Annotated in this window: 11 protein-coding genes and 1 pseudogene; 10 read left to right on the top strand and 2 right to left on the bottom strand. The window is 39.3% G+C overall.

Translation table 11 applies throughout. The annotated features are described in order from the left end of the window. Window positions 1–7: 7 nt before the first annotated feature. Together M5A78_RS16800 and M5A78_RS16795 are read left to right on the top strand one after the other, a co-directional pair. Entirely contained in the window at window positions 8–793 is a 786-nt protein-coding gene (locus tag M5A78_RS16800; protein WP_248736435.1) for an ABC transporter ATP-binding protein, read from the top strand. Window positions 794–797: 4 nt separating this feature from the next. Then, window positions 798–2,453, top strand: coding sequence for a hypothetical protein (locus M5A78_RS16795; protein WP_248736434.1), 1,656 nt, complete (start codon window positions 798–800; stop codon window positions 2,451–2,453). A 265-nt stretch (window positions 2,454–2,718) separates the two neighbouring features. Here M5A78_RS16795 and M5A78_RS16790 read toward each other — a convergent pair whose 3' ends face one another. After that, window positions 2,719–3,507, bottom strand: a complete 789-nt coding sequence (locus M5A78_RS16790) for a formate/nitrite transporter family protein (RefSeq protein ID WP_248736433.1) — start codon at window positions 3,505–3,507, stop codon at window positions 2,719–2,721. 208 nt (window positions 3,508–3,715) lie between these two features. On the opposite strand from M5A78_RS16790, the gene yfkAB reads away from it, so the two are divergent. Beyond that, window positions 3,716–4,831, top strand: a complete 1,116-nt coding sequence (yfkAB, locus tag M5A78_RS16785) for a radical SAM/CxCxxxxC motif protein YfkAB (RefSeq protein WP_248736432.1) — start codon at window positions 3,716–3,718, stop codon at window positions 4,829–4,831. Between the two features lie 359 nt (window positions 4,832–5,190). Here yfkAB and M5A78_RS16780 read toward each other — a convergent pair. Beyond that, window positions 5,191–5,409: pseudogene (locus M5A78_RS16780) on the bottom strand (transposase); the annotation flags it as partial. Between the two features lie 356 nt (window positions 5,410–5,765). Here M5A78_RS16780 and M5A78_RS16775 point away from each other — a divergent pair. The 7 genes from M5A78_RS16775 to M5A78_RS16745 all read left to right on the top strand — a co-directional run bounded on the left by M5A78_RS16775 (window position 5,766) and on the right by M5A78_RS16745 (window position 13,057). Continuing rightward, window positions 5,766–6,290, top strand: a complete 525-nt coding sequence (locus M5A78_RS16775) for a PadR family transcriptional regulator (protein WP_248736431.1) — start codon at window positions 5,766–5,768, stop codon at window positions 6,288–6,290. Between the two features lie 22 nt (window positions 6,291–6,312). Next, a complete protein-coding gene (locus tag M5A78_RS16770; protein WP_248736430.1) occupies window positions 6,313–7,974 on the top strand; it encodes an MFS transporter in 1,662 nt (553 codons plus the stop codon). Between the two features lie 91 nt (window positions 7,975–8,065). After that, window positions 8,066–8,404 carry a YrdB family protein gene (locus M5A78_RS16765; protein ID WP_248736429.1) on the top strand — a complete coding sequence of 113 codons (339 nt, stop codon included), beginning with the start codon at window positions 8,066–8,068 and terminating at the stop codon, window positions 8,402–8,404. A gap of 115 nt (window positions 8,405–8,519) precedes the next feature. Next, window positions 8,520–9,281 (top strand): threonine/serine exporter family protein, encoded by a 762-nt coding sequence (locus M5A78_RS16760; protein ID WP_248736428.1) that lies wholly within the window; start codon window positions 8,520–8,522, stop codon window positions 9,279–9,281. A gap of 15 nt (window positions 9,282–9,296) precedes the next feature. Further along, entirely contained in the window at window positions 9,297–9,743 is a 447-nt protein-coding gene (locus M5A78_RS16755; RefSeq protein WP_248736427.1) for a threonine/serine exporter family protein, read from the top strand. 178 nt (window positions 9,744–9,921) lie between these two features. Further along, on the top strand, window positions 9,922–10,671 hold the full coding sequence (locus M5A78_RS16750; protein WP_248736426.1) for a C39 family peptidase: 750 nt from the start codon (window positions 9,922–9,924) through the stop codon (window positions 10,669–10,671). Window positions 10,672–11,641: 970 nt separating this feature from the next. After that, entirely contained in the window at window positions 11,642–13,057 is a 1,416-nt protein-coding gene (locus tag M5A78_RS16745; protein ID WP_248736425.1) for an amino acid permease, read from the top strand. Window positions 13,058–13,150 lie beyond the last annotated feature (93 nt).

Below are 13,150 nucleotides of genomic sequence, written 5' to 3'. Positions count from 1 at the left end.
GAAGGTGATGGTCATCGAAGAGGTAGTTCTATGTCTACGGGATTTAAAAAAGAATTACGGGACCAAAAATGTATTAAGAGGGATTGATTTGACGGTCCATCGCGGACAAATAATCGGTTATATTGGACCGAATGGTGCCGGTAAAAGTACAACGATTAAAATTTTGCTTGGGCTTGAGGGGGACTATTCCGGCAAGGTTGAGATTTTTGGCGAGGAAGTCACTGAAAAGAATATCGACTATAAAAGAAAAATTGGCTATGTGCCGGAAATTGCCGAACTCTATGATAATCTCACCGCGATGGAGTATTTAACCTTTATTGGGGAATTGTATGGACTTGACCTTCAAGAGGCGGATGAAAAGGCTCAAAGGCTGATGAAAGTTTTTGGCTTGGAAGAGGTGTACCACTCGCGAATCGCTTCGTATTCCAAAGGGATGCGTCAAAAGGTCCTCATTATCTCCAGTTTATTACATAACCCAGACCTGTTATTTTTAGATGAGCCGTTGAGCGGACTTGATGCCAATAGTGTCATGGTCTTTAAAGAAATCCTAGCTGTTCTCGCGGCGCAGGGAAAAACGATATTCTATTCCTCACATATCATGGACGTCGTCGAGAAAATTAGTAATCGGATCATCTTAATCAATGATGGAAAAATTGTCGCCGATGGCAGCTTCAACGAGTTAAAGGAGCAAAATAAGGAAGGTACATTGGAACAAATCTTTAATCAGCTAACTGGTTTTAATGAATATAAGGCGCTGGCAGAGGAATTCGTCGCCATCGTTCAAGAGGTATAAATGGATGAAAAACTTTCAAACGCTTCGATTTCTAGATTTATTTCGTCGACTTTTTGAGAGCTTCGGCATCAATTACACCGTGATGAGAAAAATTTTAGCGGTTAAACTTACGATGGATGGGCGGAGAACCCCAACAATATTTAATCAGCAGGGCAAGAAAAAGAAGAAACCAGAAGAAAATGGGTTTATCAAGTCGTTAGGAATGTATGTATTTATCAGTTTGTTTCTTATCCCGGTAGTGATCTTTGGCAAGAACTATCTATTTCAGATGAGTATCTTTTTTGGAATTGTGATGTTTATGGTGATGACGTCGATGATTTCCGACTTTTCCAATGTTCTTCTCGATATCAAAGATAAGGGAATACTTCAGACAAAGCCCGTTGATAAAAAAACAATCAGTGTAGCAAAGACGGTTCATATTTCAATTTATTTATTTTTTCTTACTGCGGCTATTTCAGGAGTTCCGATTATTGCAGGGACCTTTAAACATGGCATTTTTTTCTTAGTTCTAGCATTGTTAAGTCTTATTTTAGTCAATTTATTTATTGTTGTTGTAACGGCGCTTATTTATTTTTTCATCCTTCGTTACTTTGACGGTGAAAAGCTGAAGGATATTATCAACTATGTCCAAATTGGTCTATCCGTTTCAATCGCAATCGGTTATCAGATTTTGGGGAGAGCCTTTAGTTTTGTCGATATGAACATTACTTTTTCTCCAAGCTGGTGGCAATTCTTTATTCCACCCATTTGGTTTGGTGCGCCATTTGAACTATTTTTAAGTCACAATACAAGCGTGTATCTAGTGATTTTTTCACTATTAGCATTGATTGTCCCAGTCATTGCCACTTTGGTCTATATTCGAATGATGCCTTCATTTGAAAGAAACCTGCAAAAACTAACGAATAATAGCGGGAAAAGCAAACGTAAGGACCGTAAGTGGAAATCCTGGCTCACTAGTGTTATTTGCCGAAGTAACGAGGAAAAGATATTCTTTCGCTTTGCTGATAACATGATGCGAAACGAAAGAGAATTCCGGTTAAAGGTTTATCCTGCTCTAGGATTGTCGCTGGTTTTTCCGTTTGTCTTTATGTTTAACGCTATTCAAATGAATTCCTATGCTCATATGGTTTCGAGCAAATGGTATCTAGCGATATATTTTAGTAGTTTGATGATTCCGAATGCGATTACGATGCTGAAATATTCGGGGAAATATAAAGGGGCTTGGATATATAAAACCGCGCCAATACAAAACTTAGCACCGGTTTATAGTGCTGTGTTAAAGGTATTTATTGTTAACCTTTTTTTACCTGTCTATCTCATCTTAAGCATGATCTTTGTCGGCATCTTCGGGATAAAAATTATCGACGATCTATTGGTTGTTTTTGTGACTGCCATTCTTTACACCGTTATTTGCTCGAACTATCTGAAAGGGACTTTGCCATTTTCTGAATCATTTGAGGATGCCCAGCAGAGTGGGGGACTAAAAGTACTCCTTGCCTCACTTTGCATCGTCGTTTTCACAGGGATCCATTTTGCAGTCACGTTTATTCCATATGGAGTGACCATTTATTTAGTCCTGGTTCTTGTCATTACCATTTTTGCTTGGAAACTGGCCTATAAGACGGTGTGGAATTATAAAAATAATGAAATGGAATATTAGGATGGCTCTTATTCGGTGAAAATCTCAATGTGTCAGCTATTTAGATGGAACGCGTTATAGGGCATCGCACATCTGAAATATTTTTATTTTTAGGATATTCATAATATTTGTCGATATTCTGCTGGATTTGTTGATATTTCCCTGGCAATTTGTCGATAAGCTCAAATTATATATTTGTGATAGCATTTCGACACAGATGTTACAATTACAAAGAACAAAACGCATGGGAAAACTTAACCATGCGTTTTGTTTGTGTTAAAAATAGTTATTCTTGATCGTCCTCCAAAAACGGCTTATTTACATAATAGTACATCATTCCCATAAAAACTGAGCCACCAATCAGATTGCCAATCGTAACAGGGATAAGGTTATGGATTACGCCACCCCAGGAAATCGTTCCAGGATGGTTTAAGACTAAGGCGATGGCGAAGGTACACATATTTGCGATGCTGTGCTCATACCCGGAAATAAAGAAACAAAACACAAACAACATCATCGCAAACATTTTTGGGCCATCTCCTTTTAATCCCATAGGAAGAAAGAAAGCCATACAAACAAGCCAATTACAAAGGATTGCTCGGAAAAAGAGTTCCATCGTAGGAACTTGCATTTTCTTTTCCACAACACTTAACAAAAAGCCGTTAACGGATGATTCAGCGAAAAGTCCCGTTGTAAAAATAATAAAGGCAAAGACTGCAGCCCCTAAAATGTTCCCTGCGTAACTAGTACCCCATAGCTTAAAAACCTCGGTCCAGGTTAATTTCTTACGAAGGGCGGCATACGTGTAATAGAAGGTATTTCCGGTAAACAAATCTCCGCCGCCGTAAGCGATTAAAATAATGGCAGCCCCAAAGGTAATTGCCGCCATCGGATAGGCGAGTGGGGAGTGGACAAGATAAAAGAAATTACCAGTTTTAAATGCGACAATGACACCAAACCCAATAAACATACTCGCAAGCATCGATCGTAATAGATAACGGAGGATGCTTTGCCGAAATATTTTCACCTTTTTTGCAGCTAATTTTTCTACTTCACCTAAGGATTGCATTTCCATCTTGTTTAACCACCATTCATAGTATACTCAATTATCTTACTATCAGTAGGGGAGGAACAAACACCCTTAGGTGAAAGTTTCCCTTTATCCCCTTTGAATAATCATGTTGTTGTTTTCATATGTTTATATAGCAGTTGAAATTAGCGAATACTTCCTAAATCAGCTATAATAAAAAGGTTTTTATTACTGAGTTTAAGGAGTTTTGAAGTTGAAACTGGAAAAAATCACCCCTTCATTTGATCCCTGGGAAGCATATTTGGATATTGAGCAATATGGAATGTCCAAGCTTACCAATATTGAATTCACCACAACCACACTTTGTAATATGCGCTGTGAGCATTGTGCAGTAGGCTATACGCTGCAGACTAAGGATCCGACGGCGCTGCCTCTACATCTCCTATTACAAAGACTAGAAGAAATTCCTACTCTTCGTTCACTAAGCATTACCGGAGGAGAACCAATGCTATCCTTATCCTCCGTGAAAAACTATGTAGTGCCGATTTTAAAATATGCGCATGAACGAGGCATTCGGACGCAGATTAACTCCAATTTAACCCTTGATTTACCTCGTTATGAGTTAATTGTTCCATATTTAGATGTTTTACATATATCACACAATTGGGGAACAGTCGATGATTTTGTCGAGGGTGGCTTTGCCAGAATGGAAAAGAAACCTGATATCGCACAACGTGAAAAATATTTTATTAGAATGATAGAAAATAGCCGCGAGCTTGTTAAAGCAGGGGTGATGGTGTCGGCTGAAACGATGTTAAACAAACGGACAATCCCTCATTTAGAGAAAATTCATCGCCAAATTGTTGATGAAATGCATTGTCAACGCCATGAGGTGCACCCTATGTATTCTAGCGACTTTGCCAGCAATTTGGAAGTGTTGACACTAGAGGAAATTCGCGAGGCCATTCACCACTTATTGGATATAAGGAATGAAAATGTTTGGATGCTGTTTGGAACGCTACCATTCTACCCTTGCAACAGTAACCAAGATGATTTAGCGCTTTTAAAACGGCTTTATGAAAGTAAAAATGTAACCGTAAGAAATGATCCAGATGGGCGTTCCCGTTTGAATGTGAATATTTTTAACGGGGACATAATCGTGACTGATTTCGGTGATGCACCACCACTAGGAAACATTCAAACTACCAATCTTTTATCTGCCTATGATACTTGGCAATCATCAGCGTTAGCAAAAGAATTAAGCTGCCACTGTCCAGCTGTTTCTTGTCTGGGGCCGAATATATTAGTGAAAAACAGCTATTATCAAGATGTTGATTTTAGCAAACGAAAAAACAAGATCAAAAAATAGAAAAAGCAGGGCTCACCTGCTCAGATTGTCGAGAAAGGGTATATTTCTCGGCAATTTTTTAATAATGGATTGGGGCTGCGAACTGGCCTGTTGATTTCCGCTCCGGGCACTCGCTTTCCGCGGGGAGGTCCGGGAGCCCGTCTAGCTGCAGCGCCTAGCCCCTCGAGGTCGCTTCGGTCCTGCCGCTGAAGTCAAAGAACGACTTCAACGTCAGGCCCTCCAGCGCTTGTCGGGGCTGGACAAGGCGCTTCCGCTTTTCCTTCTCCTCGGCTCTTTTGGAGCCTGCGGGGTCTCCCGTGACCTCTCTATCCCGCAGGAGTCGAGTGCCTCCGCTCCAATCAACAGGGTGGCAAATCAACCTAAAGAATTGCACACACTTTTTCTAAGCTGGCTAAGTGTGTCGAAATCTTTTTTATATTTTGGCAGGCTGCTGTATGGAGAGCCTGTTCACTTGTATTCTTTAATCCCCGTAACCGGCAGTAGCGAAGCCCATGCAGCTCTTTTGAGTCTGCGAAGCTTCGCTCCATTTTTTCCTTTCTAAATTTATAAAGCAATTTTCCTGTTTTACTTAAAAAGTTCGAGGCCTGTTCACAATGTGAATAGGTCTATTTTCTGTGGAAAAGGGGCGGAGCGCCGCAAAAACGAATCACTTTAACCAGTTAAAGTGAAATACCGATTTCACTAGACGAAAGATGTGAAGTCTAGCTCTGCTCTCACCGCCTTTATTAGGTGACTACGGCTTGTTCTCTAAATTTATTTCCGTGGTAGGGTTGGGAGTTGAGGCTCATGATAGTTTTTTTTCTGAATAATGGAGATGGATTCTTGCCCCCATCTTTGCGTATTTGAAAGACTGAAAAAAAAACCCAAATCCATATTGACAATGTTTATATTAACAATGATAATATAAACATAAATAATATGAGGTGATGATGTAATGAATATCCAGGATGTAATCCTCGGCTTTTTATATGAGGAGCCGATGAGCGGCTATGATATTAAACAAATGATGGAGAACTCCGTGTCATACTTTTTTGATGCTTCCTTTGGAGCTATATACCCCGCTTTAAGAAAGATGGAAAAGGATGGGCTAGTGGAAAAGAAGGTCATCCAGCAAGAAGGGAAACCGAACAAAAATTTATTTGTGATTACGGAAAGCGGAAAAGAGCAATTTCAACAATATCTATACAGTCCAGTTAACCCAACCGTAACAAGATCTGATGTCCTCATCCGCATCTTTTTTGGTCGGTTTACCACCAAAGATAATATTGTGAAGTGGTTAGAAGGGGAACGCGAAAAAAGCCAGTCCATGTACGATAACTTAATAAGTGTCGCGGAAACGTATCCAAATATGGAAACATTCAAAAGGTTTACACTGGAGTTTGGCATTCGCCAAGCCAAAATGATCTTAGGGTTGATCGATGAAGAATTAGAAAAATTAAACAAACAAGCAAAGGGATAATACAATGAAGGGGATAGGCGGAATGAAAGTTGTATTGTTAGTGTGCTTAGGGATATTTGTTTGTATGCTCGACTCGACGATAATGAATATTACGTTGCCAGCAATTCAAGACAACCTGCATACATCATTGGAAATGAGCTCGTGGATGTTGAATGTATACACGATGACAATTGCCGTGTTAGCAATTCCGATGGCAAGGTTTGCGGAGATGTTTGGCAGACATAAGTTTTATATCGTTGGATTGTTTATTTTTGGCCTAGGGTCTGCCCTATGCGGGTTGGCGACCAGCGGGGATTTTTTAATCGCTGCCCGGTTCATTCAAAGCTTTGGTGCAGCGATTTTAATTCCATGCAGTATGGTCATCGGAATAGCCGCGATGCCGCTTGAAAAAAGAACAATCCCCTTAACATTGCTAGGTGCAACACAAGGTTTAGCTACAGCATTAGGGCCGACGGTTGGAGGAATCATTACAGAAAAGCTAAGCTGGCATTGGGTTTTCTATGTCAATGTTCCAATTTGTTTACTAGCTATTGTCGGTGCTTTCCTTATACTAACGATTAGGAAAGAAAGTCGAGTAAAATCAAAAATAGATTGGTTTGGCTTACTTTTCTCAATATCGGCTATTTTTCCACTCAACCTTGTGTTAATCAAAGGAAATACCTGGGGCTGGGTAAGCAGTCTAACCATTATTTGTTATCTTGTGACTGCTGCTTCCATCGTTCTCTTTATTGTAGCTGAGAAAAAGTCTCCAGCGCCAATGGTTAACTTAAGTCTGTTTAAAGATCGCTTGTTTACAGGCTCTGTTGTAACAGTGACAACAGGTTTTATCTTTCTCATCGGTGTAATGGTCCTGCTGCCTCAGTTTTTAACTAACTTCCAGCATAAGACGGAGCTTCAAGCTGCTCTGCTTGTTACACCGGTATCCGCATCTATCTTTATATTTTCCAATTTCGCCGGGTTACTTTCGAGAAAGATTGGCTATACAATTCCGGTTATGATGGGCTTTGGAATTATGGGAATTGCCTACTACTTGTTACACAATTTAAATATTCATAGTACTTCAAAAGAAATTATCCTCTTGTGCAGTTTGCTTGGCTTGGGCTTTAGCTTTGTGATTTCTTCGGCTACGATGGCGAGTACTTCCTCATTTGAAGGGGAGATGCTTACAGCCTCCCAAGGTGTTTTTTCGATGTTAAGGCAAGTTGGTGTCGTCTTAGCTGTTGCCATCTTTGTTGCAGGACTAACCAATAATATTAAGGATAGAAAACAAGAGGTGATCCATTTCGCCGTCCAAAAGCTTGAGAAGCTGGATGTCCCACAATCTGCAAAACAGAAAATTTTGGCTGAAACGAAAAAATCAATAAATAAAGAAAAACAGTCCGGAAATGCGCATTCACCGATAATCACAAATGCCGAACGCCAGCAAATTATTGATAGAAACTTTCAAACAGCACTTGCCGCTATCCCCGAAGGACAAAGGGATACTGTCAAAGAACAAATCCATCAAAAGGTTGAAAAGCAAGTGCAAGAGGACATTGCCAAAATAGGACAATTGGTTAAGACTTATGGAAACCAGGTCGCAACCTATGCAGAAAAAAACATTTCCGCTAGTTTTGCTGACCTCTATAAAGCAAGTATCCCCTTTCTAATCATTTGCTGCTTTACCGGAATCATTTTTAGATAAAGAAAAAGGAAGTCTGCTGTACCTTTTGTGAATACTTCTGCTGTAGAAGGAATAAAGAAAATATAGACGAATGCTAAAGGATGAGGGGCTAATGGAAGCTATAAAAATGATTAACTTGGGTGTTCGCTTTCTTTTAGAGATTCTCGCACTTGTGATTTTCGGATATTGGGGTTTTCGCATTTCACAGGGAACGATGTTGAAGATAGGATTAGGTATCGGAACCCCTTTATTAGCAGCAGTCATATGGGGAATGTTTGGGTCTCCGAAGGCTCCATATTTATTAAGTGGAATCCCGTTTTTTTTATTAGAAATCATCATTTTTGGATTCCCTGCTATAGCCTTGTATTTTACCGGGAAACATGGGCTGGCCTTTATTTATGGCTTGATTACAGTTATTAATCTGGTGCTATTGAAGGTATGGAAGCAATAAACAAACAGCTTGCATCCGTGAAGGATGAAGCTGTTTGTTTTTTTCATAATTGCTTTACCCCTTTGTTTTGATTTAAACTAAGTATCAAATGTAGAATTAATGTGGTGAGGTATAGATGGGAAACCAAGTTGAACAAACGTATGATATCATGGAGGTTTGCCTGCTAGCTGGGAAAATTATGCTGCAATGCGGCGGGGAGACCTATCGGGTTGAAGATACGATGATGCGGATTGCCGCTTCCTATGGTATTGAAAAAACACATAGTTATGTTACACCGACTGGAATTATTTTTTCAGCGGAGAGTAATGAGCCGACGAAGACCAAGCTAATTAGAATTTCGGAGCGCTCAACTGATTTGAAAAAGGTTGCAATGGTGAATAGCATATCAAGAAGTATCAGCAGCGGTGAAATCAATCTTAAACAAGCTATGGAGCAATTGATTGAGATTGATTCCATGAATCTAACTTTTCCCTTTAGGATTCAAGTGGCAGCTGCATCATTAGCAAGCGGCTGCTTTATGATTATGTTTAAAGGCGGCTGGAATGATTTTATTCCAGCGATGATTTCCGGAGGAGTGGGCTTTCTTAGCTTTGTTTACTTTCATCGCTTTATCCCGATTAAGTTTTTCTCGGAGTTTTTGGCATCGTTTGTGATTGGGCTACTGTCGTTTATTTTTGTCAAAACAGGAGTGGGGCATCAATTAGATAAAATTATCATCGGTTCGGTAATGACCTTAGTTCCTGGTCTATTAGTGACTAATGCCATCAGAGATTTAATGGCGGGGCATTTAGTCTCAGGGTTATCTAAAGGTGCGGAAGCCTTTTTAACGGCCTTTGCTATCGGGGCAGGAATTGCCATCGTGGTATCATTTTTGTGAAAGTTAGGTGGAATAGTGGCTCTTATTGCACAAGTAATAACTAGCTTCCTTGCTACCGGTGCCTTTGGAATTATTTTTAACGCACCGAAAGAAACATTGGTTAAATGTGGGCTGATTGGAATGGGCGGCTGGGTAATCTATTATCTTCTCGAAAGCTACACAGGTAATGCCGTGTTTGCCACATTGTCTGCCACGGTTTTTATTGCGGTTCTTAGTCAAGAATTAGCGAAGTTTTATAAAACGCCTGTGATTATTTTTAGTGTCGCAGGCATTATTCCGCTGGTTCCGGGTGGATTGGCATATGATGCAATGCGTAATTTTGTAGAGAACGATTATAATTCTGCAATTGGACTAGCAGCAAAAGTACTTATGATTGCAGGAGCAATCGCCTTTGGACTGGTCTTTTCAGAGGTCATTAATCAAGTGATTCGAAAAATCAGACAAAATAAGGTACGAACATAACCATTTCCCCTCTTAGATAAGGGGATTTTTTGTTAAGCAAAACTTAAGGGAAAACAGTTATCATCTAAGTGAAAATGGTTTCGTGTGCTGCTATTTTTTGATATGGTTAATATTGTGATAGATTATTATTACTCATGGCCATTTAATTCAAGTATTTAACAAAGAGGTATATATTCAAATGAAAAAATTGATAATCATAATCATTATTCTTATATTATCGTTTATTAATGCGAAATTGTTTTTAGAGTCGAAGGTCGATCAATCGAATCCTCTAAAAATGGTTAAAGCAGCATTATTAAAAACGCGAGAAGTATCAATCGTAGATAAGGAAAATCCAAGTTTGCCTGATCATATATTGCTTGATGTTCCGTTACTAAATCAAATGGATAATCCATTGCTTTACAATGGCTGTGAGGTTACCAGTTTGGCGATGATTCTCAACTACCATGGGGTAAAAGTAACAAAGAACGAGTTGGCTAATAACATTAAAACCGTTCCGTTAACCTATAGTGACGGAAAAAAGGGAAATCCAAATGCCGGCTTTGTAGGGAATATGGCTCAAGGACCGGGGTTGGGTGTCTACAATGGTCCAGTATTTTCACTGGCACAGAAATATGTCGGGGATAGAGTGGTCAATTTAACGAATCATCCGTTTTCCGATTTATTAAAAGAAGTGGGTCAAGGGCTTCCGGTGTGGATTATTACTACAACCAACTTTACTCCTGTCTCTGATTTTCAAACGTGGGATACCCCGCAAGGAAAAATAGACGTGACCTTCAGTGTACATAGTGTAGCAATTACCGGCTACGATGAAGACTATATTTATGTAAACGATCCGTATGGGACGAAAAATAAAAAATTGAACAAGGAAAGTTTCATTAAAGCCTGGGAGCAAATGGGCAAACAAGCGATCGTAATCAAAAAATAAGAAGACGACACGCTTTGGGATTTAAAAGATTTTTTCGGCAAAAATGGGCGAAGGCAGAGGAATGAATATCCTCTGCCTTCTTAGCTTCTCGATTCAATTTTAGAATCCTTATAGTAACTTGTGAATGGTTGGATTGCTACATGACAAGGAAGTAACCTTTTAACATTGATTCCTGTCTAGCTTCAGCGCCCAACGACTAATGTAGGTCGCTAAACGGGTGCTTACACAATTCTTGTCAGCCATCGCAAGGTAAAAACTTATATATTGTAATTGTTATAAAAACAAGTTTGCCGCGGTTATTCTTCCACCTGATGGTTTTATACCTAAACGACGTAAGCCCTACCTCTCTTACATCCTAACGGCTCCGAAGCCGATCCAGTGTGAATAAGTTTTTATTTTAAAACATAAGCAGAATGCCAGAAAAAATTCTTACATTGCGTTATCTCTCTAATTACAAGTTACATATTGTAAAGCAAATATTTATATTACAGGACATTGGAAATTTTGTCAACTATTATTTGGAAAATATTTATTGGTGTGTGATAAGTTACTTTGCAGAAAGCTAACCTATTTCGGCTTAATTTGTGCTGCCTATATTTCGTAGGTTCAGCAGCACATCAATGCTTTAAGTTCCATTTAGATTCAAAAATTGTAGTGAGTGATCGTTAATTTGTTGTAAGTACCTGTGGATTTTGTCGTTGTTACCAATGATTTTGGTTAGTCTGAATAATATTTCGAAAAGCGAAATTATTTTTCTAAGATAATATCCTTGTGATGATAAATTAAATAGGTCGTTGTATCTAGAACAGTTCTTTGATGTTGAATCTTATTTGTTTGAAGATATTTTGAAATAATTTTATTTTTGAAAAAATTGTTGCTTTTTTTCGAAAATGATTATATTATTTCGATATAGAATTTATAGTTTTTATTTTCTGAACATTCGGATTTTACCTCTAGGGAGGATTACACAATGAACTTATTTAGAAAGAAATCGATTCAGGCACTCCTTCAAGAAGCAGGGCAAAAAGATGTTACCTTAAAGAAAGAGTTAGGTGCCTTTGATTTATCAATGCTTGGTATCGGAGCGATTATTGGAACAGGTATTTTTGTTCTCACCGGAGTGGCGGCAGCGGAACATGCAGGACCTGCACTTATTTTATCCTTTATTATATCTGGTTTAGCCTGTGTATTTGCAGCCCTTTGTTACGCTGAATTTGCCTCGACTGTTCCAGTTTCGGGAAGTGCTTATACCTACAGTTATGCTACATTTGGGGAATTAATTGCCTGGATATTGGGATGGGATCTAATTCTCGAATATGGACTGGCTTCATCTGCTGTTGCCAGTGGCTGGTCAGGTTATTTTCAAGGACTGCTTGCAGGCTTCGGTATTCATTTACCACAAGCGATAACAAGTGCCTATGATCCTGCGAAGGGAACGTTCATTGATGTTCCGGCCATCATTATTGTCTTTATCATTACCTTCCTTTTAACCCAAGGTGTGAAAAAATCAGCACGATTTAACACAATCATGGTACTTATTAAGTTGGCCGTTGTTGTATTATTTATTGGTGTTGGTGTTTGGTATGTGAAGCCTGGAAACTGGACTCCCTTTATGCCATTTGGTTTTTCAGGTGTGACAACCGGTGCTGCTACAGTATTCTTTGCCTATATTGGCTTTGATGCCGTATCCACTGCAGCGGAGGAAGTAAAGAACCCGCAAAAAAATATGCCCATTGGCATCATTGCTTCACTGCTTGTGTGTACAATCTTATATATTGTCGTTTCGGGTATTTTAACCGGAATTGTTCCTTACCAACAGCTTGATGTGAAGAACCCAGTGGCCTTCGCCCTTAACTATATTCATCAGGATTGGGTTGCTGGTATAATCTCACTAGGGGCAATTGCCGGTATCACAACGGTATTACTTGTGATGATTTATGGACAAACTAGACTTTTTTATGCCATTAGCCGTGATGGGTTATTGCCAAAGGTTTTTTCAAAAGTAAATAAAGAAAAGCAAACTCCGATAGTAAACTCGTGGATTACGTGTTTGCTAGTCTCAATCTTTGCTGGATTAGTACCGTTAGGTAGGTTAGCTGAACTAGTAAACATTGGTACACTGTTTGCGTTCATGACGGTTGCCATCGGAATTTTGTTTCTTCGGAAAAACAATCAAGCACCAAAAACAGGCTTTCGAGTTCCGTTTGTCCCATATATTCCGATTCTTGCTTTCTTATTCTGCGGCTATTTAGCTTTACAGCTCCCGGCTGCATCATGGATTAGCTTTTCCGTGTGGCTCGTAATTGGGCTGTTCGTCTACTTCGGCTATGGCCGCAAGCATTCAACGTTGAATACACAATTGGATCAGTTTAAAAATGTTAGCTGAACTCGTGTAGTTTAAAATACCTAACAATAAATGTAAAAGACTTGCCTTAAGCAAGTCTTTTTCTGTGGGAATTTATCGAAATATGTCGAAAAT

It is taken from the genome of Neobacillus rhizosphaerae (assembly GCF_937468385.1).
GTDB classification, from domain to species: Bacteria; Bacillota; Bacilli; order Bacillales; family Cytobacillaceae; genus Neobacillus; species Neobacillus rhizosphaerae.
The sequence above is the reverse complement of the archived record's forward strand: the minus strand, read 5'-3'. Positions and strand labels throughout refer to the sequence as shown.

Coding starts and splice junctions, on each gene's coding strand:
- M5A78_RS16800 (WP_248736435.1), top strand. CDS start 8: ATGGTCATCGAAGAGGTAGTTCTATGTCTACGGGATTTAAAAAAGAAT.
- M5A78_RS16795 (WP_248736434.1), top strand. CDS start 798: ATGAAAAACTTTCAAACGCTTCGATTTCTAGATTTATTTCGTCGACTT.
- M5A78_RS16790 (WP_248736433.1), bottom strand. CDS start 3,507: ATGGAAATGCAATCCTTAGGTGAAGTAGAAAAATTAGCTGCAAAAAAG.
- M5A78_RS16775 (WP_248736431.1), top strand. CDS start 5,766: ATGAATATCCAGGATGTAATCCTCGGCTTTTTATATGAGGAGCCGATG.
- M5A78_RS16770 (WP_248736430.1), top strand. CDS start 6,313: ATGAAAGTTGTATTGTTAGTGTGCTTAGGGATATTTGTTTGTATGCTC.
- M5A78_RS16765 (WP_248736429.1), top strand. CDS start 8,066: ATGGAAGCTATAAAAATGATTAACTTGGGTGTTCGCTTTCTTTTAGAG.
- M5A78_RS16760 (WP_248736428.1), top strand. CDS start 8,520: ATGGGAAACCAAGTTGAACAAACGTATGATATCATGGAGGTTTGCCTG.
- M5A78_RS16750 (WP_248736426.1), top strand. CDS start 9,922: ATGAAAAAATTGATAATCATAATCATTATTCTTATATTATCGTTTATT.
- M5A78_RS16745 (WP_248736425.1), top strand. CDS start 11,642: ATGAACTTATTTAGAAAGAAATCGATTCAGGCACTCCTTCAAGAAGCA.